The sequence below is a fragment of the Burkholderia gladioli genome (assembly GCF_000959725.1).
Lineage (GTDB): Bacteria > Pseudomonadota > Gammaproteobacteria > Burkholderiales > Burkholderiaceae > Burkholderia > Burkholderia gladioli.
The window spans coordinates 3465581-3485490 of the sequence record NZ_CP009322.1 but is presented as its reverse complement, the minus strand read 5'-3'; the positions used below and the strand labels follow the sequence as shown (position 1 = coordinate 3485490).

Below are 19910 nucleotides of genomic sequence, written 5' to 3'. Positions count from 1 at the left end.
TCAGGCACCATCAACAACAAATGGCACCTTTGATTTTAATTTCAGTAATGGTGAAAATAATCGCCACTCAATTTCAATTCCATCGACCAGTTCGACCTTCCTGATCGCCGCGCTGCGGGCCGCCGCCATCTTTTCAATCCGGCCCGCGCGATACCGGGAAGCCGCCGCTCGATCACGGCACAGCCGAAACGAGCGCCGCTCCCCTCGATGAATTGCGCCCGTCACGCCTGAAATTTGAACATCACGGAGTTGTCGAACGTTCAGCGTAAAATGCCGCCAGCCGCCGCGACACACCGGCGTAAGCCTTTACGTCAGTAATGCACGTCGACCTTCTTACCCTATATTTCCTCGCGATCGGAACGCTGTTCGCCAGTGCCGGACTGACGTTCTGGGAGCACCAGGCTCATCCCCATCGCAGCAAGGCATTGCGGATCCTGGCCGCCGGCTATACCACGCTCGGCGTGGGCTGCGCCGTGGTGCTGGTGCGCCGCGCCATGCCCGGCGCGTCGGGCGCCGTGCTCAGCAACCTGGTGATCCTCGGCGGCTACCTGCTGATCCTGGGCGGGGTGGCGGCGCTGAACGGCCGCCGCGCGACGCGCGTGGCGATCGGCGTGCTGGCGGTGGACGCGCTGGCCTGGGCGATTTGCTGGACGCGCTGGGCGGACGTGATGTGGTACTACGTCAGCGCCCTGCCGATCGCCTTCGCGAGCGGCATGACCACCCGCGAACTGCTGCGCTGCGAGGGCATGAAGGCCCTGCAGGCGCGCCGCATCGCGATCCTCGTCACCGGCCTGCATGCGCTGTTCTATATTGCGCGGGCACTGGTGCTGCCCTGGCTGGCGCAGCGCTACGGCATGCCGCTGGTGATGCTGGCGAGCCAGGCGACGCTCTACGAGGGCGTGCTGTATTCCGTGATCCTGCCGATGACGCTGCTGCGGCTGATCCGCGAGGAAACCCATGGCCGCCTGCTGCGCGAGGCCCAGACCGACTACCTGACGCGCCTGGGCAATCGCCGCTGGTTCTTCGAGGAAGGCACGCGGGCGATCCAGGCGGCCGGCGGCAAGCTGCCGTTCGCGGTGCTGGCGCTCGACCTCGACCAGTTCAAGCGCATCAACGACCGTTACGGCCATCACACCGGCGACGAGGTGCTGAAATCGTTTGCGGAGGTGGCGCGCACCGTGTTGGGGTCCGAAACGATCCTGGCGCGCATTGGCGGCGAGGAATTCGCGGCGCTGCTGTCGAGCTACGACGCCTCGCGCGCCGCGGAACTCGGCGAGTACGTCGCGCAGCGCTTCGCCGAGACGATCGCCGCCAAGATCGACGGCATCGACATCCAGGCCACCGTCAGCATCGGCCTGGCGCGCTACGAGGCGAACTCGGTGCCGGCCCTGGCCGAGATGCTGGCCGCCGCCGACGCCGCGCTCTACACGGCGAAATCGCTCGGCGGCAACCGGCTGGTGCAGGGCTAGGCGCCCCGCCCTGGGGCCGCGGCCCGCTGCCTCGGCACCAGCATTTCATCAGGTCGAACAGCTCGCGCATCGAGCGCCGCCAGCAAGGCGCTGCCTGACGCAGCCGCCGAGCCAGCGCCAGCGTATGCGCCAGGAAATCTGCCCGATCGCAACCGTCGTCAGCGCATCGCGCCGCTCGTTAACGCGCTGGTCAAGCGCCCGCCTCTACCTCGCTCCCTTCTCTTTACCGCCACACGGCACCCTACGCGCCGCCCCGAGATGATATAACATATCATTTTCGTATCCCGCATCGCATCCCGCCGTCGCGATGCCCGAGGCCGGCCCCGGAGGATTCCCATGCGATTGACCGTCAACCAGCAGCGCGTGCTGGCCGCCCTCAGGCAGGCGGCCGGCCCGCTCAGCGCCTACGCGCTGCTGGCGCGGCTGCGCGAGCAGGGTTTCAGCGCGCCGGCCCAGGTCTACCGGGCGCTGGAGCGACTCACCGCGCATGGCCTGGTGCACCGGCTCGAATCGCTGAACGCCTACCTGGCCTGCCGGCAGACGGCCGCCTGCGGGCCCGGCCTGCTCGCCTTCGCGATCTGCGACGAATGCGGGCAGGTCGACGAATTCGTCGACCCGGAAGTCGGCCGCTGCCTGGGGCACTGGATGCGCGAGCACGCATTCTCCCTGCGCCAGGCCGCCATCGAGCTTCACGGCCAGTGCGCGGCCTGCGGCGCACGTGAACAGGCCACGCACGGCTGAGCCGCCATCGAGCGAGCCGGCGCGCGCCATTATCGAGATCCCCAAGATGAGCCAAGCAACCTCCACTTCCCCCTCTCCCGGCAGCTTGCCGGTCACGGTGCTGTCCGGCTTCCTCGGCGCGGGCAAGACCACCTTGCTGAACCACATCCTCAACAATCGCGAGGGCCGGCGCGTGGCGGTGATCGTCAACGACATGTCGGAGGTGAACATCGACGCGGCCCTGGTGCGCGAGGGCGGCGCCGAGCTGTCGCGCACCGACGAGAAGCTGGTGGAGATGAGCAACGGCTGCATCTGCTGCACGCTGCGCGAGGACCTGCTGGAGGAGGTCGACCGGCTGGCGCGCGAGGGCCGCTTCGACCAGATCGTGATCGAGTCGACCGGCATCTCCGAGCCGCTGCCGGTGGCCGAGACCTTCACCTTCGAGGGCGAGGACGGCCGCAGCCTCAACGAGATCGCCCAGCTCGACACCATGGTGACGGTGGTGGACGGCTACAACTTCCTGCTCGACTACAGCTCGCGCGACAGCCTGCAATCGCGCGGCGAATCGCTGGGCGAGGAAGACCGGCGCACCGTGGTCGACCTGCTGATCGAGCAGATCGAGTTCTGCGACGTGATCGTGCTGAACAAGATCGACCTGATCAGCGACGCCGAGCGCGAGCGCCTGATGGCGATCCTGCGCGGCCTGAACCCGCGCGCGCGCATCGAGCTGGCCGAATTCGGCAAGGTGCCGCTCGAGCGCGTGCTCAGCACCGGCCTGTTCGATTTCGACGAAGCCTCGAAGGCGCCGGGCTGGCTGCAGGAAATGCGCGGCACCCACACGCCCGAAACCGACGAATACGGCATCCGCAGCTTCGTCTATCGCGCGCGGCGCCCGTTCCACCCACAGCGCTTCCACGCGCTGATCGATAGCGAATGGCCCGGCGTGGTGCGCTCGAAGGGCTTCTTCTGGCTGGCCAGCCACCCGACCCTGGCCGGGAGCTGGTCGCAGGCGGGCGCCGTGGCGCGCCACGGCCCGGCCGGCTACTGGTGGGCCGCGGTGCCCGAGGAGCGCTGGCCGCAGGATTCCGAGGCGGTCGCCGCGATCCGCGCCAAGTGGGACGAGCGCGTCGGCGACGCGCGGCAGGAACTGGTGCTGATCGGCATGGACATGGACGAGGCGTCGATGCGCGCCCGGCTCGATGCCTGTCTGCTCAGCGACGAGGAAATGTCCCGCGGCCCGGCCGTCTGGACCACCTGGCCGAGTCCGTTTTCCGACTGGCCCTGATCGAACCAGCGTTCCTTGCTCCAGACCGGGTGGGGACGCATCTCCACCGAACCGAGAGCATGAACGCAGCCCTTCCCGACGTCTCCCTGACCGACCTCGCGCCCAGCCTGAGCCCGCTGGCCTGGGTCGGCATGCAGCAGATCGACCTTCCCGTCACGATCGACGAGCCCGGCTATCGGCGCGCCCTGCACGCGCGCGCCGACGTGCAGGTCGATCTGCCCGCCCCGCAGGTCAAGGGCATCCACATGTCGCGCCTCTATCGCCTGCTCGACACGCTCGGGCACGACGAGGCGCTGTCGCCCGCCGGCCTGGTCGCGCTGCTGCAGGCGATGGTCGACAGCCATCGCGACTGCGACAGCCGCAATGCACGCCTGCGCCTGCGGGCCGAGCTGCTGACGCGCCGCCCGGCCCTCGTCACCGAGGGTCTGTCGGGCTGGAAAGCCTATCCGGTGCGCATCGACGCGACGCTGATCGACGGCCGCCCGAGCCTGCATGCGCGCGTCACGGTCGCCTATTCGTCGACCTGCCCGTGCTCGGCGGCGCTGTCGAGGCAACTGGTGGAGCAGGCCTTCCTCAAGGACTTCGAAGCGAGCACCGCGCTCGACCCGGCGGAAGTCGCCGCCTGGCTGAAGCGTCATGCCACCTTGGCCACGCCGCACAGCCAGCGCAGCGAGGCCGAGGTGAGTATCGATATCGCCGCCGATGCGCGCGACTTCGGCCTGCTCTCGCTGATCGACCGCGTCGAGGCGGCCGTCGCCACGCCGGTGCAGACGGCGGTCAAGCGCGCCGACGAACAGGCCTTCGCGGCGCTGAACGGCGCCAACCTGATGTTCGTCGAGGACGCCGCGCGGCGCATCCAGGCCGCGCTCGCCAGCCTCGGCGGCGCGCACGTGCATGTGCGACACCTGGAAAGCCTGCATCCGCACGACGCGGCGGCCTGGTCCGTGCCGGCGCGAGCGGGAGGAGGCCAGCCATGAGCGACGCGATCCGCCTGTACAACACGCTCACGCGCCGCAAGGAAGTCCTTCGGACCTCCCGGCCCGATCGCGCCACGATGTACGTCTGCGGCCCCACCGTCTACAACTTCGCGCACATCGGCAACGCGCGGCCGGCGGTGGTGTTCGACGTGCTGGCGCGCCTGCTGCGCCACGACTATCGCGAGCTGGTCTACGCGCGCAACTTCACCGACGTCGACGACAAGATCAACGCGGCCGCGGCCGCCGCGGCCTTGCCGATCGGCGCGATCACCGAACGCTACATCGCGGCCTATCACGAGGACATGCAGGCGCTGGGCGTGCTCGCGCCCGACCTGGAACCGCGCGTCACCGAGCACATCCCCGAGATCGTCGCCCTGATCGAAACCTTGATCGTGCGCGGCCATGCCTATGTCGCGGAAGGCCACGTGCTGTTCCATGTGCCCTCCTACGCCGACTACGGCCAGCTCTCGGGCCGCCGCACCGAGGACATGATCGCCGGCGCGCGCGTCGAGGTGGCGCCCTACAAGCGCGATCCGCTCGACTTCGTGCTGTGGAAGCCCTCGACGCCCGAGCTGCCCGGCTGGGACAGCCCCTGGGGCCGCGGGCGCCCCGGCTGGCACGTCGAATGCACGGCGATGATCGGCCGCCACCTCGGCCATACCATCGACATCCACGGCGGCGGCCAGGACCTGATCTTCCCGCATCACGAGAACGAGATCGCGCAAGGCAGTTGCGCCCACGACGCGCTGTATTGCCGGACCTGGGTGCACAACAGCTTCGTCACCGTCGACGGCCAGAAGATGTCGAAGTCGCTCGGCAACGTGCTGCTGGTGCGCGAGCTGCTGGCCGAGGCGCCCGGCGAGGCGATCCGTTTCGCGCTGCTGGCCACGCATTACCGTAATCCGCTGCACTGGAACGCGCGGCGCCTGGCTCAGGCGCGGCAGACGCTGACGCGCTGGTACGGCGCGCTGGCCTGTGTCGAGGCGCACGACGGCGGGCCTGCTCCGGCCCAGGCCGTCGAGCCCGATGCGCTGGTGCTGGCCGCGCTGCGCGACGACCTCAACGTGCCGCTCGCGATCAGCCGCCTGCACGAGCTCGTATCGCAGCTCGCCCACGCCACCGATCCCGACGAGCAGCGCGAGGCCGCGGCGCGGCTGCGCACCTCCGCGGCGCTGCTCGGGCTGCTACGGCAGCACGCTCCGAGCGCCCTCGCCGCGCTGCGCCACCAGTCCCGCGATCCGCGCCATGCGCCGCTGACGCCCGAGCGCGCCGAGGCGCTGGTGGCCGAGCGCGATGCCGCGCGCCAGCGTCGCGACTTCGCCCGCGCCGACGCGCTGCGCCAGGAACTCGACCACGGCGGCGTGCTGCTCGAGGACACGCCGCAAGGCACGCGATGGCGCTTCGCCGATCACGAGGTGCAGTCATGACGCCTCCCCCCTCTCCGTTTCCCGAAGCCATGATTCCTTCCGCCCCGGCCGAACCCATCGACCTCACCCTGCCCGATGGCTCGCATCGCGGCTTCGCGACAGGCACCACGGTGGCCGAGGTGGCCGCCGCGATCGGCCCCGGCCTGGCCAGGCGCGCCGTCGCCGGCGAACTCGACGGCCGGCTCGTCGATCTCGGCGACGCCATCGAGCACGATGCGAGGCTGCGCGTCATCACGCCCGCCGACGAGGAAGGGCTCGCGATCATCTGCCACTCCTGCGCCCACCTGCTCGGCCACGCGGTCAAGCAGCTCTACCCGGACGCGAACATGGTGATCGGCCCGGTGATCGAGGACGGTTTCTACTACGACATCGCCTATCCGCGCCCCTTCACGCCCGAGGATCTGGCCGCCATCGAGCAGCGCATGCGCGAACTGATCGACCTAGACTACGAGGTGATCAAGCGCGTGCTGCCGCGCGAGGAGGCGATCCGCCTGTTCCACGAGCGCGGCGAGGCCTACAAGCTGCGCCTGATCGAGGCGATGCCCGAGGTCGCGGCGATGAACCTCTATTTCCACCAGGAATATGTCGACATGTGCCGCGGCCCGCACGTGCCGAACACGCGTTTCCTCAAGGCCTTCAAGCTTACGCGCCTGGCCGGCGCCTACTGGCGCGGAGACGCGCGCAACCCCCAGCTGCAACGCATCTACGGCACCGCCTGGGCCGACGCGCGCCAGCTCGCGGCCCATCTCGAGCGGCTGGAGGAAGCCGAGCGGCGCGACCATCGCCGGCTCGGCCGCGAGCTCGACCTGTTCCACTTCCAGGAGGACGCGCCCGGCGCGGTGTTCTGGCATCCGCGCGGCTGGACCGTGTTCCGCGAGCTGATCGCCTACATGCGCCGCCGCCAGGAGGAAGCCGCTTATGTCGAGGTCAACTCGCCCGACGTGATGGATCGCAGCCTGTGGGAGATCTCGGGCCACTGGCTCAACTATCGCGACCACATGTTCACCACCGCCACCGAGGACGGCCGCTCGCTCGCGCTCAAGCCGATGAACTGCCCCGGCAGCGTGCTGCTGTACCGCCACGGCCTGAAGAGCTATCGCGACCTGCCGATCCGCATGGGCGAGTTCGGCAAGGTGCATCGCTACGAGCCTTCGGGCGCGCTGCATGGGCTGCTGCGCGTGCGCCACTTCACGCAGGACGACGCCCACATCTATTGCACGCCCGCGCAGATGGACCAGGAATGCCGCGCCGTGGTGGCGCTGGTGCTCGACATCTACCGGCAATTCGGCTTCGAGGACGTGCGCATCAAACTCTCCACGCGGCCCGCGAACCGGATGGGCGACGAGGCCACCTGGGATCGCCTGGAAGGCGCGCTGGTGAACGCGCTCGACGCGATGGGCCTGGATTACCGGCTCAACCCCGGCGAAGGCGCGTTCTACGGCCCCAAGCTCGAATTCGTGCTGCGCGACGCGATCGGCCGCGACTGGCAATGCGGCACGCTGCAGGTCGACATGAACCTGCCCGAGCGCTTCGGCATCGAGTACGTCGACGAGGATGGCCAGCGCAAGCGGCCCGTGATGCTGCACCGCGCGCTGTTCGGCTCGCTGGAGCGTTTCATCGGCATCCTGATCGAGCATCACGCCGGCAAGCTGCCGCCCTGGCTCGCGCCGGTTCAGGCGATGGTGCTGTCGATCAGCGAGGAACACGCCGACTACGCGCGCGACGTGGCGCAATGGCTGGCCGCCTCCGGCCTGCGCGCCGAGGCGGACGTGCGTCGCGAGAAGATCGGCTACAAGATCCGCGAGCAGACCCTGCAGCGGATTCCATTCCTGCTGGTGGCCGGCGCCCGGGAACGCGAAACCGGCAGCATCGCGATTCGCTCGCGCGGCGGGCTCGACCTCGGCACGCTGCCGCTCGCGCAGGCCGTCGCGCTGCTGGTCAACGAATGCCAGGCACCCGACCAGGCCGCGCGCATCGCGGCACGGCAGGCGCTGTTCGCGCGCGTCGGACTGCATACCCCGAACACGACAGGAGCATTGCAATGAGCCAGATACCCAAGGACACGGCGAGCGAGGGCGTGACGCTGGCCTCGCGCGATTCGATCGAGCAGGTCGAGGAGGGCCATGCCCTCGCGCCGCGCTTCGACCGCGACGGCCTGATCGCCTGCATCACCACCGAGGCCGCCAGCGGCGAGGTGCTGATGCTCGGCTACATGAACCGCGAGGCGCTGGCGCTGACCATCCGCAGCGGCGAGGCGCATTACTGGAGCCGCTCGCGGCAGGCGCTGTGGCGCAAGGGCGCCACCAGCGGCCTGGTGCAGCGCGTCGAGGAGATGCGCATCGACGACGACCAGGACGCCGTCTGGCTGCGCGTGAGCGTGGCCGGCTCCGGGGCGAGCTGCCATGTCGGCTACCGCTCCTGCTTCTATCGGCGCGTGCCGGTCGGCGCGCAACACGAGCAGGACCCGGCGCTGGTCTTCACCGAGGCGCGGAAGACCTTCGATCCGCTGCAGATGTACGGCGACGCGCCCAATCCGACGATCCTGTAACCATCGAACCCGCACGAGGACCATCATGGCCCGGCATCCCGCCATCGACATCGACTACACACGCGGCGCCGGGCTGGCGCGGCTGCTGCAGGCGCGCATCGCGATCCTCGACGGCGCGATGGGCACCATGATCCAGCGCGAGCGCCTGGGCGAGGCCGAGTTCCGCGGCGACCGCTTTCGCGACTACCCGCGCGACCTGAAGGGCAACAACGAGCTGCTGTCGCTGACGCGGCCGCAGTTGATCCGCGAGATCCACGACGCCTATTTCGCGGCCGGCGCCGATATCGCGGAGACCAATACCTTCGGCGCGACCTCGATCGCGCAGGCCGACTACGGCCTCGAAGCGCTGGTGCGCGAGATGAACCTCGAATCGGCGCGGCTCGCGCGCGACTCGGCCGACCGCCATGCCGCGCCCGGGCAGCCGCGCTACGTGGCCGGCGCGATGGGGCCCACGCCGCGCACGGCCAGCATCTCGCCCGACGTGAACGATCCCGGCGCGCGCAACGTCAGCTTCGACGAGCTGCGCGAGGCCTATCACCAGCAGGCGGCGGCGCTGCTCGAAGGCGGTGTGGACCTGTTCCTGGTCGAAACCGTGTTCGACACGCTCAATGCCAAGGCCGCGCTGTTCGCGCTCGACGAGCTGTTCGAGCAGACCGGCGAGCGGCTGCCGATCATGATCTCCAGCACGGTCACCGATGCCTCGGGGCGCGTGCTGTCGGGGCAGACCGTGGAAGCGTTCTGGAATTCGCTGCGCCATGCGCGCCCGCTCACCTTCGGCCTGAACTGCGCGATGGGCGCCGCGCTGATGCGGCCTTACCTGGCCGAGCTGGCCAAGCATTGCGAGACCTATATCTCCTGCTACCCGAACGCGGGGCTGCCGAACCCGATGAGCGAGACCGGCTTCGACGAAACGCCCGACGTCACCTCCAGCCTGCTCGGCGAATTCGCCGAGGCCGGCCTGCTCAATATCGCCGGCGGCTGCTGCGGAACCACGCCCGAGCACATCGCCGCGATCGCGCGGGTGATGCGCAGCAAGGCGCCGCGCGCGCTGCCCGGCCGGCCCGTCGCGGCGGAGCCCGAGGCATGAACCAAACGCGGCCGGCCGACGGCGTGATCGACTACCTGGATGCCTTCGATCGCCTGCTGCAAGCGCGGCTGCCGATGCCCGAGCCGGCCGGCCCGCTGCCTTCGATCGACCTCGATCATGATCGCCCGCTGGCGATGCTGGTTTCGCCGCATCCCGACGACGAGTGCCTGGTGGGCGGTCTCGCGCTGCGCCTGCGTCGCGAGGCCGGTTACGCGGTGCTGAACCTGGCGGCCACGCTCGGCAGCCGCGTCGAGCGCCGCGAGGCGCGCTGGTGCGAACTGAGCCAGGCCTGCGGGCGGCTCGGCTTCGCGCTGGCCGATGCCGGCTTCGCGGGCCGCGAGCCGATCAGCGAGGCGCGCCGCCATGCCGACCCGATCAGTTGGGAACGCGACGTCGCGCTGCTGGCCGCGCTGCTCGACCGGTATCGTCCGCGCCTGTTGATGTTCCCGAATGCGCGCGACGGCTCGGCCACCCATATCGGCGTGCACCGGCTGGTGCTCGACGCCCTGCAGCGATACGAACGGCCGCTGTGGCTGGCACAGACCGAGTTCTGGGGCACGCTGGATGATCCCAACCTGCTGTTGGAACTGCGCAAGGCCGAGGTCGCCACCCTGCTCGATGCCCTGCTCTGCCATCGCGGCGAGATCGCGCGCAATCCCTATCACCTGCGCCTGGCTTCCTGGCTGTCCGACTCGGTGCGGCGCGGCGGCGAGAACGTGCCCGGCGCCGGCGCGCAGCCGCCGTCCTTCCCGTTCGGCGCGCTGTATCGCGTGGATCGATGGAGCGGGCGGGCGATCGAAACCGTCGAACGGCGCGCCATCCTCGACGGCGGCGCCGACCTGCGCGAGCTGTTTCCGCCGCTCGACGCGCGCTGAGCGCTTCTCGTCTCAGCCGAAGGGCTGGTGCTCGGCTTCCTGAACCAGGGCGAGATCTGCACCTGCCCGTCGCGCGCGCTGGTGCAGGAATCGATCTACGAACCCTTCATGGAGCGCGTGATCGAACGCGTGAAGCGGATCCGCCAGGGCGATCCGTTCGATACCGAGACCACCATCGGCGCGCAGGTTCCCGAGCAGCAATAGACAAGATCCTCGGCTACCTGACGATCGCGCGCGAGGAAGGCGCGCAGTTCCTGGCCGGCGGCGCGCCGGGCAGGCTGGCGGGCGAGCTGGCCGGCGGCTACTACGTGGAGCCGACCCTGGTGAAGGGGCACAACCGCATGCGCGTGTTCCAGGAGGAGATCTTCGGGCCGGTGATCGCCGTCACCACCTTCCGCGACGAGGCCGAGGCACTGGCGATCGCCAACGACAGCATCTTCGGCCTGGGCGCCGGGCTGTGGACGCGCGACGCGAACCGCGCCTATCGCGTGGGGCGCGGCATCAAGGCCGGCCGCGTGTGGACCAACTGCTATCACCTGTATCCGGCGCACGCGGCCTTCGGCGGCTACAAGCAATCGGGGATCGGGCGCGAGACCCACAAGATGATGCTCGACCATTACCAGCAGACCAAGAACCTGCTGGTGAGCTACGACGCGCGGCCGGTCGGGCTGTTCTGATCGGGCACGGCGGCAAGAGGACAACGGCGCGTCGCGGGCATCGGGCTCGCGGCGCGCCGTTTTCGTTCAGGCAGCCTGTTTCGCGAGTGCGGCCGCCGGCTCGGCGTCGCGATAGTCTTCCGCGTCGATGTCGTAGCCGGAAGGCTCCCAGCGCAGCAGCAGGAGCGCCGTCAGCGAGGCCAGCGGCGCCAGCGCGATCAGCCAGAACACGCGCGTGCCGAGCGCGGCGGCCAGCACCGGGAACAGGAACAGCGACACGGTGGACAGGCCGCGCGCGACGGTCTGCGAGAAGCCGACGCCGACGCCGCGCAGCGAGGTGGGATAGCTGAGCGTGGCGTAGGTCATCGAATGCGAGCCAGGGCCGAAGCCCTGCCCGAACAGGTAGGCGCCGAGCAGCAGGATCGCACCGACAACCAGGGCCGCGCCGCTCGGCTTGCCGATCAGCGCCAGGCCGATCAAGGACGCGAACTGCAGGGCCACGCCGGCCACCGTCATCTTCCAGGCGCCGATGCTGGCGGCCGTGCGCACGCCGATCAGGCCGCCCACGAAGGCGAACAGCAGGTTCAGCGCCAGCGCGGCGACGATAGTGGTGAGCGGCCCCTGCTTCAGGAAGCTGGCGAGGATCACCGGCAGGCCGTAGACGATCGCGTTGTAGCCGAACGAGGACGCGCCGCCGATCACCAGGGTCAGGATGGTGCGCTTGCGATAGGTGGGATTGAACAGGGCCGCGAAGCTGCGCCACGAGGCGCGCGCGGGCCGCGGCGTGCCGAGCTCGGCGCCCTCGGCCACCACCGCGTCGATGCCGTGCGAGCGCTTGAGGATGCGCGCCGCGCCCGCCAGGTCGCCCTGATTGGCGGCCCACACCGGCGATTCGCTGATGTAGCGGCTGCGCACCGCGATGATCGCCAGCGCCGGCACCGCGCCGAAGGCCAGCACCACGCGCCACAGCCAGCCGAGCTGCGCATCGGGCAAGACGGCATAGAGCCCGAGGATCAGCAGGTAGCAGGCGCTGGTGGCCGCGTACCAGGCCGGGCACCAGGCGGCGATGCTGGACGCCTTGTTGCGCTTGCCCGAGACGCGCGAGAACTCGGCCAGGAAGGCCATCGCCACCGGCAGGTCGAGGCCGACGCCGATCCCCATCACGAAGCGCGAGATCGCCAGCACCCAGGCATTCGGCGCCAGGCCGGCGGCGATCGCCGCGACCACGAAGAACACCATGTCGGCCATGAACACGCGATAGCGGCCGATCCGGTCGGTCAGGTAGCCGCCGGCCAGGGCGCCCACCAGCGCGCCGAAGGTGATCGCCGAGGACACCAGGCCGACCTGCACCGGGCTCAGCGCGAACTCGCGCGCGATGTCCTTGATGCCGTAGGCCAGCGAGGTGAGGTCGTAGGCGTCGAGGAACACGCCGCCCAGCGCGATCGCCACCACCGCGCGCGCGTGGCCGCCGGACGCGGCGCCGCGGTTGGCCAGGCGCGCCACGTCCTGGGCCGAGCGGATCAGCTCGGGCGCGCCGGCGGCGGAATCGGCTTGCGCCGGCGCGGCGCGATCGAAAGCGAGGGTCGACATGGTTCGGCTCGTCAGCAGGAAGAAAACGAGTTGCGACTATATCGACAGCAAATACACGCTCAAATGCCGATTTCGGGGATCCTTATCGCGCGCGCTGCGTAGGCGGCGCGCGGGGATTCGGCTGAAGAAAGGGGCGAGCCCTTTTTTCTCAATACGAAGGCTTGATATTGAGCGCCGAGTTCTTCGCGAAGGTCGCGCTGGTCGACCACAGCCGCCACTTGCGCTCGATCTCGGAAGCCGAATCGGTAGACACGTTCGGGCGCGCCGGCCAGAAGGTCGGGTCGTACCAGCCCCAGTAGTTCGGCGCGGTGCCGTTGACGGCCTTGTAGGCCCATTGCGTCCAGCTCAGCCCGGCGTTGTTGTAGGCCGTGATGCAGTACTGCCAGACGCTCGGGTCGGTCGAGAAGGCATTGAACTCGCCCACATAACCCGGCACGTTCCAGGAGGCGTGATTGGCGAAGTCGCGCGCCTGGTTGTCGGCGCCGTTCTTGATCACCGAGGCGTTCCCGTTCGCCCCCCACTGGTACTCGTGCATCTCGTAGACCACGTTGGTCCAGCCGTATTGCGAGGGCGGCGGCAGCATGTCCCAGTTCCAGTTGCCCCAGGTGCCCTCGATGAAGATCATGTGATCGGGATCGATGCTGCGGATGCTGTTGTAGAAGCGCGAATAGGCGCTCCACACGGCGTTGTTGTTCGGCGCGCCGGTCGGTTCGTTGATCAGGTCGTAGCCGGCCACGGTGGTATTGCCCTTGAAGTGATTCGCGATCTGCCACCACAGCCAGGCCGTATCCGACTGGAACTCGGTGTTGCTCCAGAACGCATTGCGATTGCCCTGGCCGGTATCCACGTCGGTGCCCTGGCCGCCGATCACGCCGTGCATGTCGAAGATCACGTAGATGCCGTTGGCCGCCGCGTTGGCCACCAGCTGGTCGAGCTCGACGAAGGCATCGCTGCGCCAGCCCGGAATGGTCGGATTGTCGAGATCGAAGAACTGCCCCCACCACAAGGGCACGCGCACCACGTTGAAACCGGCGGCCTTGATATTGGCGAAATCCTGTGCCTGGATCCAGGTGTCCTGGTAGGCCTTCATCAGCGCGCGCTCCTCGGTCACGCCGTAGGCGGCGTCGAGCTGCTTCATCACGCTGTAGGTATCGGTCAGGCTGCCGGCGTCCATCGGCGACATGTAGCCTTCCATCACGAACCAGCCGCCGAGATTGAAACCCTTCAACTGGACCGTCTTGCCGCTGGTATCGACGATCTGCCGTCCACTCGCGTGCAGCATCGACAAGGCCGCCTGCGCATCGGCGCCCGAGGCGGCGAACATGGCGAATGCGGCGGAGGCAAGGATGGCAGCTTGACGGAGACGTCCGATGGCGGACTTGCGGGGCGTTTTCATTCAGTATTCCTGTTCGAATGTCCGATGCCTGGCATCGGGCGCGTTGCAAACCAGGCCGCTTCGGCGAAGCGGCACGGGGGCTCGGCACAGCAAACTCATCGTCGCGACACGTGACGCGTTATTCACTTTTCTTGGGGTGTCGGCGATGACTCGGCAAAACGCGAGAGGCATTCGAATCAAATACCATTTCCCTGCTGCCCGCAATGCGGGAATGGTATGGTCCGCGGCCCGAATCGATATCAATAAGAATTCGGAATGAGGCGATCAAACACGGCGCGTCAGCATGTCGTCGAAAACCGGGACAAACGCGAGCGCGAACACCACCAACGCGAGCGGCACGGTGGCGATGAAGCCGAGATGGCCGAAGCCGAGCGCGCCCACCACGCCGCCGGACAGGAAGGACAGGAACAAGGTACCGAGCAGCACGATCTTCTGGCGATCGGCGCGCACGCGCTCTTCCGGATCGCCCCCGGCATTCCAGTACAGCAGCTTGCCGAGTTCGATGCCGATGTCGGTCACCAGGCCGGTGACATGCGTGGTGCGAATCTCGGCCTTGGAGATCTTGGTGATCATCGCGTTCTGCAGGCCCATCACGTAGCAGAGCAGGCAGACCGTGACCGGCACGAACAGCAGGCGATGGATTTCGAGGTTGGCGCCGAGCAGGCCGAACGCCAGCAGCAGCGACGCCTCGAGCAGCAGCGGGATCGCGTAGCGGCTGCGCAACTGCCGGCGGCGGCCCCAGTTGATCAGCATCGCCGAGCTAGCCGCGCCGGCCAGGAAGGACAGCAGCGAACCCAGGCCGGCGGCCACCAGATCCAGGTGGCCGAGCGCGAAGTTGTCGGCCAGCGAGGAGACGATGCCCGACATGTGCGAGGTGTATTGGCCCACCGCCAGGAAGCCGCCGGCATTGGCGGCTCCGGCGACGAAGGCGAGCGTGCCTCCCAGGCGGCGATTGGCGGCGTCGCTGCGCTGCGGCGTGGTGAAGCCGCGCAGGTAGTTGATAGGCATCCGGCAGGCTCCCGATGTGGATCACGCGTCGACGGCCGGCTCGCGCTGGATGGCGAGCCCCGCGACGCCCTGCATTGTATCGAGCCCGCGGCCGGCTACCTGGCAGCCGATGCCGGGTGCTTGCGCCCTGCCATGTATGCCAGGTAAGTCACCACCAGGTCGATCTCGCGATCGCTGAGCTGCGCCGCCGAGAAGGCCGGCATCGCGCGGCCCGGCCAATCGCGCAGCGAAGCCGGGTTGCGGATATAGCGATGCAGGGCGGCCGGCTGGAAGTATTCGGTCGGGTTCATCGGCAGGTTGAGGTCGGGGCCCATGTTCGAGCTGCCCGCGCCGTTCAGGCGATGGCAAGCCAGGCACTGCGTGATGAACAAGGTCTGGCCGGCGCGCACGGGATCGGTGGCCGGCAGCGCGGCATCGACCTCGAGCGCGGGCCAGCGCGCCGCCGGCGAGGGCTGCAGGGCCAGGTGCGTGACCTGGTAGGGCCACTGCTCGCTGCGCACCGAGGCGGCCTGCCTGCCGACCCAGACCAGGTAGAACGGCCCGGCGCCCACCGCCTTGCCCGGCAGCTTCGGCCAGGGCCGCGCCGGCTCCTCGATCGCCAGCCACGCCACGGCGCGCGACGGATCGCGGTTGAGCACCAGGTCCATCGGCAACTGCGCGGCGAAGCCATCGGCGGCGCGCGTCTCGAGTACCTCCCCGGCCGGCAGCGTCGCGCCCGCCAGCAGGTCGGCCAGCGGCACCGCGCGATAGCGCATCGGCTTGCCGTAGGAGACGTCGCGCGCCACCTCGATATCGGTCGCGTCGGCACGCGCCAGCAGCGCGGCACGCGTGAAGGAGACGGTCTTGCCGGCGGTGGCGAGGTCGACGGCGGGTTCGGCGGCCAGCGCATGGCCGATCGCGCAGATCGCCCACAGCAGCGCGCACAGGCTTCGTTTCAGCATGATTCTCGGGTCGGTCGTATCGGTCGAAGCGGGGGCGCCTTCATGGCGCGCCCGGGCCGCGTGAATTATCGGCAAAGCGCGGCGGCGTGTCGAACGACTTTCCGAGCGGGAAGCCCATGTCGCGGCCGCTCCCGGGCCGCGACGATTATCTCTTCACTTTTCCGTCACTCACTGAACATATTTATTAATTCAACGATTAATGACATGCCGGATGTGAAAATCAAACTCACGCCCGACGCCGAAGCGCGACGACATCGATTCGGCGCCGCCCGCATTTCACTTGTTGACGTTCTCGCAACTCTTGGGATCGTCGCCCCAGCTCTTGCCGCCGCCGTTCTTGCATTGCTGCTTGGTGTATTGCTCGGGCGGCCCGTTCTTCGGCAGCTTGCCGTCGTCCGGGCAGTTGTGGTGGTAATAGCAGAATGCCTTTGCCGCCGCGTTCGCGGCATTGCCGCCAATCAGCAAGCCGCTGGCCAGCGCGATCAAGACGATTTTTCCGAGCTTCGACATCGTGGTCTCCCGAGCTTGAAAACGACGAAAGAACCGCCACGCGGTCATACCTGGATTCGAAATGGCGTCCGCAATGACGGAACCAGAATCAGATTATTCCCGGCCAACATGGCGGTCAACGCATTTCAATACGATTCCCCGCCTGCCATTCCGGGATTTTAAAAACATCGGATGCTATTCATGGCGGGATATTGAAAAATCAATCCCATCGTTCTCGTTCGCATTATCGAATCGACGCAGGTATTCCCGGCAAACCCGTGCGCCGCCCTGCCATCAAGCCGACACGCGGCCGCCACACACTGCCCGCTCCTTCCGCCTGTCGCCCGCGCGCGCCTCCCGCCATGCTCCCCCTGCTTCTCGCCGCCTTCTACGAAACCGCTCGCCAGGGCAGCGTGACCGCCGCGGCCAGGCGGCTCGACATGAGCCAGCCCACCATCACCTCGCGAATCCAGCAGCTCGAGCGCCATTACGGGGTCGAGCTGTTCCATCGGCGCGGCAACCGGCTCGACCTCAGCGACGCGGGCGCCTCGCTGATGCCGCTGGTCGGCCAGATGATGCAGATCGAGAACGACATCGACTTCGCGCTGCGCAACGAACGCGAGCTGCGCACCGGCAACCTGCGCGTCGGCACCACCGGCCCGTTCTACATCCTGCCCGCGATCGCGGCATTCCGGCGCCAGTATCCGGCCGTGAAGATCAGCATCGAGATCGGCAACTCGCAGCAGGTGCTCGACGCGCTGGTGGATTTTCGCGTCGATATCGCCGTCTCCTCGCAGCGCGACGACGATCCGCGTTTCGTGCGGCACACCATCGCCAACGATCCGCTGGTGGTGGTGGTGCACCCGTCCCACCCGTTCGCCACGCGCGAGGCCATCCCGCTCGCGGCGCTGGCCGGCGAGGCGCTGCTGCTGCGCGAACCAGGCTCGCGCACGCGCTCGATGATGGAAGACGTGCTGCGGCTGGCCGGTATCGAACTGCCCGCCAGCGTGATCGAGCTGGGCAGCCGCGAAGCGGTGCGCGAGGCAGTGCGGCACGACATGGGCTGCACGCTGATGCCGCGCGGCGAGGTGGGCGGCGATCCCGAGCTGTGCGCGATCCCGCTGGTCGACGAGATGCCGCCGATGCACGAGTACCTCTACTACCTCGACGCGCGCGGCGGCACGCGGCTGATCTCGGCCTTCATGGCCAATGTCGAGCCGTGCGCCCGCTCGCGCACCGACGAAGGCGAGCCGCCGCCCGCCGCCCGGCTCAGCCGAGCACGCCCATTGCCGGATCGCTGATGCCGTCGCGGCCGGTCTCGACGCGGCCGGCGAAGCGCCGCGACAGGCCGTTCTCGGCGCTCAGCGTGAAGTCGTACCAGCTGCTCGAGGCGTCCAGCGTCCAGTACGGCTCGACCTGCATGCCGGCCGGCACCGCATAGCTCCACGGGCCGTCGCTGCGATAGGCGTTCGAAGTCACCGTCACCTGGCTGGCCGCCTTGCCGACGTTCATGATGGTGAGATAGACCGCGTTGTTGGTCGGGTCGTAGCAGACGCGCACCTCGGGAGCCGGGCCGTTGGCGGCCGCGCTCACGTTGCCCTTGAACTCGCGCAGGAAGCCGTTCGGCCCGAGCACCCAGAGGTCGTAGCTGCCCGCGTCGTCGGCCACCGCGTTCCAGGAATCCGACAACTGCTTGCCGGCCTCCACCGTATAACGACGCGGCACGCGATCCAGGTGCAGCTTGTCGTAGACATGGAACACCGCGCCGGCCGAGCCGGTATTGCTGAACGACAGCCACAGCTTGCCGCCCGCCACGTCGGCGTTCGCGCTGGTATGCAGCTCGTAGGGCAGCGCACGCGAGCCGCGCGTGCCCGATTGTTGCTTGGGCATCGTCTGCGCGCTGACCGACGGCACCGGCACCGCGCCCGCGTGGCTCTGCTGGGTCGACTGCGCGTCGGCGGCGGCCTTGGTGGGCGCCGAGCGCGCGCTGGTCGCGGCCGCGTTCGGGTTGCGGAAATTGAAGGCCGAGGTCAGGTCGCCGAACACCGTACGGCGCCACGGGCTGATGTTCGGCTCCTGGATGCCGAAGCGCTGCTCGAGGAAGCGCAGCACCGAGGTGTGGTCGAACACCTGCGAGTTGACCCAGCCGCCCGCGCTCCACGGCGACACCACGAACATCGGCACGCGCGGCCCCGCGCCATACGACAGGCCATCGGGCTTGAGCGGCGAGGAATCGCCGGTCGGGTTCGGCACCGTGAAGTATTCGTACTGCGTGGTGACGGTGGAGTTGCCCGCGTAGCTGCCGTCGGCATTGCGCGTGGGCGCGTTCGGCGGCGGCATGTGGTCGAAGAAGCAGTCGTTCTCGTCGTAGTTCACGAGCAGCACCGTCTTGCTCCAGACATCCGGGTTCGCGGTCAGCGTATCGAGCAGCAGTTGCAGGTAGTAGGCGCCCTGCCCCGGCGTCGACACGCCGGGGTGCTCGCAATAGGCTTGCGGCGACACGATCCAGCTCACCTGCGGCATGCGGTTGGCCGCGATGTCGTCGGCCAGCGCCTGCAGGAAGCCGCCGTCGGGCATGGTGTTGCCGATCCCCTTGTAGAGCGGCGAGAGCGCTTCCATGGCCGGCGTGTAGGGCGCGTCCGGCGAGCCCGCCAGGGTCTCGTTGACCTTGCGGAAGGTGGCGAAGCCGGCCAGCGGGTTGTCGGTGTAGTTGTCGGGCTGGTTCTGGTAGACCTTCCAGCTCACGCCGGCCGCCTGCAGGCGCTCGGGATAGGTGGTCCACGACAGGCCCGTGGCCGACGGGCCGAAATCGTCCCAGCCGTTGTTGTTGACCACCGCCGTGTTCGAGCCGGTCGGGCCGTTGGTGCCGGTCCACTGGAAGATGCGGTTCGAGTTGGTGCCGCCGTGCAGCGAGCAGTGATAGGCGTCGCAGATCGTGAAGGCGTTGGCCAGCGCGAAGTGGAACGGCAGGTCGCCCTGCTGCAGGTACCCCATCGAGGCATCGCCCTTGGAGGCGGGCCAGGCGGTCATGCGCCCGCCGTCCCAGGCGGAATGCGCGTCGGACCACGAATGCGCGCCGCCCACCAGCAGCGCGTTGCCCTTGGTGCTGTCGAGGTAGAACGGCAGCACCGGGCGCACGCCGTCGCTCTGCTGCCAGACCGTGGCGCCGCCCGGCTGCGGGATCGTGAAGCGATCGCCGAAGCCGCGCACGCCGGCCATGCTGCCGAAGTAATGGTCGAAGGAACGGTTTTCCTGCATGAAGATCACGACGTGCTGGACGTCGTTGATCGTGCCGGTCTGGTTGTTGGCCGGAATCGCCAGCGCGCGGCGGATCGCCGGCGGGAACATCGAGAAGGCCGTGCCGGCGGCGGCGGCACGGAGGAAGGAGCGGCGGTCGATGAGGGTCATGATCGGATCTGGGTTCGTCGCGGGAAGGCGCGCG

17 protein-coding genes and 1 pseudogene are annotated in these 19910 nt (G+C 68.5%); 11 read left to right on the top strand and 7 right to left on the bottom strand.

The genetic code is table 11. The annotated features are described in order from the left end of the window. Positions 1–225 (bottom strand): hypothetical protein, encoded by a 225-nt coding sequence (locus BM43_RS40460; RefSeq protein ID WP_124083601.1) that lies wholly within the window; start codon positions 223–225, stop codon positions 1–3. Between the two features lie 92 nt (positions 226–317). On the opposite strand from BM43_RS40460, the gene BM43_RS15065 reads away from it, so the two are divergent. The 10 genes and pseudogenes from BM43_RS15065 to BM43_RS15020 form a co-directional block, all read left to right on the top strand. Further along, on the top strand, positions 318–1469 hold the full coding sequence (locus BM43_RS15065) for a GGDEF domain-containing protein (RefSeq protein ID WP_036054930.1): 1152 nt from the start codon (positions 318–320) through the stop codon (positions 1467–1469). 336 nt (positions 1470–1805) lie between these two features. Next, on the top strand, positions 1806–2210 hold the full coding sequence (locus BM43_RS15060; RefSeq protein WP_042284240.1) for a Fur family transcriptional regulator: 405 nt from the start codon (positions 1806–1808) through the stop codon (positions 2208–2210). Between the two features lie 46 nt (positions 2211–2256). Further along, complete coding sequence (gene zigA, locus BM43_RS15055) at positions 2257–3474, top strand: zinc metallochaperone GTPase ZigA (RefSeq protein ID WP_042284237.1); 1218 nt, start codon at positions 2257–2259, stop codon at positions 3472–3474. A gap of 59 nt (positions 3475–3533) precedes the next feature. Continuing rightward, on the top strand, positions 3534–4451 hold the full coding sequence (gene folE2 / locus BM43_RS15050; RefSeq protein WP_036054939.1) for a GTP cyclohydrolase FolE2: 918 nt from the start codon (positions 3534–3536) through the stop codon (positions 4449–4451). Next, positions 4448–5878 carry a cysteine--tRNA ligase gene (cysS, locus tag BM43_RS15045; protein ID WP_036054940.1) on the top strand — a complete coding sequence of 477 codons (1431 nt, stop codon included), beginning with the start codon at positions 4448–4450 and terminating at the stop codon, positions 5876–5878. The genes folE2 and cysS overlap by 4 nt, the downstream gene beginning before the upstream one ends. Further along, positions 5875–7923, top strand: coding sequence for a threonine--tRNA ligase (thrS, locus tag BM43_RS15040; protein ID WP_080741993.1), 2049 nt, complete (start codon positions 5875–5877; stop codon positions 7921–7923). Before cysS ends, thrS begins: the two co-directional genes overlap by 4 nt. Beyond that, positions 7920–8426, top strand: a complete 507-nt coding sequence (hisI, locus tag BM43_RS15035; protein ID WP_042284234.1) for a phosphoribosyl-AMP cyclohydrolase — start codon at positions 7920–7922, stop codon at positions 8424–8426. The genes thrS and hisI overlap by 4 nt, the downstream gene beginning before the upstream one ends. A gap of 25 nt (positions 8427–8451) precedes the next feature. Next, positions 8452–9513: a homocysteine S-methyltransferase family protein gene (locus BM43_RS15030; protein ID WP_036054943.1), complete on the top strand. Its 1062-nt coding sequence runs from the start codon at positions 8452–8454 to the stop codon at positions 9511–9513. Next, on the top strand, positions 9510–10388 hold the full coding sequence (locus tag BM43_RS38885) for a PIG-L deacetylase family protein (RefSeq protein ID WP_059443198.1): 879 nt from the start codon (positions 9510–9512) through the stop codon (positions 10386–10388). Before BM43_RS15030 ends, BM43_RS38885 begins: the two co-directional genes overlap by 4 nt. Positions 10389–10400: 12 nt before the next feature. Then, positions 10401–11065: pseudogene (locus BM43_RS15020) on the top strand (aldehyde dehydrogenase family protein); the annotation flags it as partial. 66 nt (positions 11066–11131) lie between these two features. Here BM43_RS15020 and BM43_RS15015 read toward each other — a convergent pair. The 5 genes from BM43_RS15015 to BM43_RS14995 all read right to left on the bottom strand — a co-directional run bounded on the left by BM43_RS15015 (position 11132) and on the right by BM43_RS14995 (position 16489). Beyond that, positions 11132–12634, bottom strand: coding sequence for an MFS transporter (locus BM43_RS15015; protein ID WP_036054944.1), 1503 nt, complete (start codon positions 12632–12634; stop codon positions 11132–11134). Between the two features lie 148 nt (positions 12635–12782). Beyond that, positions 12783–13958, bottom strand: coding sequence for a glycoside hydrolase family 5 protein (locus BM43_RS15010; RefSeq protein ID WP_226285292.1), 1176 nt, complete (start codon positions 13956–13958; stop codon positions 12783–12785). A 336-nt stretch (positions 13959–14294) separates the two neighbouring features. Further along, positions 14295–15038, bottom strand: coding sequence for a YoaK family protein (locus BM43_RS15005; protein ID WP_036054947.1), 744 nt, complete (start codon positions 15036–15038; stop codon positions 14295–14297). Between the two features lie 95 nt (positions 15039–15133). Then, positions 15134–15979, bottom strand: coding sequence for a c-type cytochrome (locus BM43_RS15000; RefSeq protein WP_036054948.1), 846 nt, complete (start codon positions 15977–15979; stop codon positions 15134–15136). A 276-nt stretch (positions 15980–16255) separates the two neighbouring features. Continuing rightward, positions 16256–16489 (bottom strand): hypothetical protein, encoded by a 234-nt coding sequence (locus tag BM43_RS14995; RefSeq protein WP_025101773.1) that lies wholly within the window; start codon positions 16487–16489, stop codon positions 16256–16258. A 341-nt stretch (positions 16490–16830) separates the two neighbouring features. Here BM43_RS14995 and BM43_RS14990 point away from each other — a divergent pair, with 341 nt between their 5' ends. Continuing rightward, positions 16831–17769: a LysR substrate-binding domain-containing protein gene (locus BM43_RS14990; protein ID WP_036054949.1), complete on the top strand. Its 939-nt coding sequence runs from the start codon at positions 16831–16833 to the stop codon at positions 17767–17769. Here BM43_RS14990 and BM43_RS14985 read toward each other — a convergent pair. Beyond that, positions 17738–19876, bottom strand: a complete 2139-nt coding sequence (locus tag BM43_RS14985; RefSeq protein ID WP_036054950.1) for a phosphocholine-specific phospholipase C — start codon at positions 19874–19876, stop codon at positions 17738–17740. The genes BM43_RS14990 and BM43_RS14985 overlap by 32 nt on opposite strands. Between the last annotated feature and the right edge of the window lie 34 nt (positions 19877–19910).

What these genes read in the sequence shown, in the direction of transcription:
- folE2 (WP_036054939.1), top strand. Translation starts at nt 3,534, where the DNA reads ATGAACGCAGCCCTTCCCGACGTCTCCCTGACCGACCTCGCGCCCAGC.
- BM43_RS14990 (WP_036054949.1), top strand. Translation starts at nt 16,831, where the DNA reads ATGCTCCCCCTGCTTCTCGCCGCCTTCTACGAAACCGCTCGCCAGGGC.
- BM43_RS38885 (WP_059443198.1), top strand. Translation starts at nt 9,510, where the DNA reads ATGAACCAAACGCGGCCGGCCGACGGCGTGATCGACTACCTGGATGCC.
- BM43_RS15030 (WP_036054943.1), top strand. Translation starts at nt 8,452, where the DNA reads ATGGCCCGGCATCCCGCCATCGACATCGACTACACACGCGGCGCCGGG.
- zigA (WP_042284237.1), top strand. Translation starts at nt 2,257, where the DNA reads ATGAGCCAAGCAACCTCCACTTCCCCCTCTCCCGGCAGCTTGCCGGTC.
- BM43_RS14995 (WP_025101773.1), bottom strand. Translation starts at nt 16,489, where the DNA reads ATGTCGAAGCTCGGAAAAATCGTCTTGATCGCGCTGGCCAGCGGCTTG.
- BM43_RS14985 (WP_036054950.1), bottom strand. Translation starts at nt 19,876, where the DNA reads ATGACCCTCATCGACCGCCGCTCCTTCCTCCGTGCCGCCGCCGCCGGC.
- BM43_RS15015 (WP_036054944.1), bottom strand. Translation starts at nt 12,634, where the DNA reads ATGTCGACCCTCGCTTTCGATCGCGCCGCGCCGGCGCAAGCCGATTCC.
- BM43_RS15000 (WP_036054948.1), bottom strand. Translation starts at nt 15,979, where the DNA reads ATGCTGAAACGAAGCCTGTGCGCGCTGCTGTGGGCGATCTGCGCGATC.
- thrS (WP_080741993.1), top strand. Translation starts at nt 5,875, where the DNA reads ATGACGCCTCCCCCCTCTCCGTTTCCCGAAGCCATGATTCCTTCCGCC.
- BM43_RS15060 (WP_042284240.1), top strand. Translation starts at nt 1,806, where the DNA reads ATGCGATTGACCGTCAACCAGCAGCGCGTGCTGGCCGCCCTCAGGCAG.
- BM43_RS15005 (WP_036054947.1), bottom strand. Translation starts at nt 15,038, where the DNA reads ATGCCTATCAACTACCTGCGCGGCTTCACCACGCCGCAGCGCAGCGAC.
- BM43_RS15010 (WP_226285292.1), bottom strand. Translation starts at nt 13,958, where the DNA reads ATGTTCGCCGCCTCGGGCGCCGATGCGCAGGCGGCCTTGTCGATGCTG.
- hisI (WP_042284234.1), top strand. Translation starts at nt 7,920, where the DNA reads ATGAGCCAGATACCCAAGGACACGGCGAGCGAGGGCGTGACGCTGGCC.
- BM43_RS15065 (WP_036054930.1), top strand. Translation starts at nt 318, where the DNA reads ATGCACGTCGACCTTCTTACCCTATATTTCCTCGCGATCGGAACGCTG.
- cysS (WP_036054940.1), top strand. Translation starts at nt 4,448, where the DNA reads ATGAGCGACGCGATCCGCCTGTACAACACGCTCACGCGCCGCAAGGAA.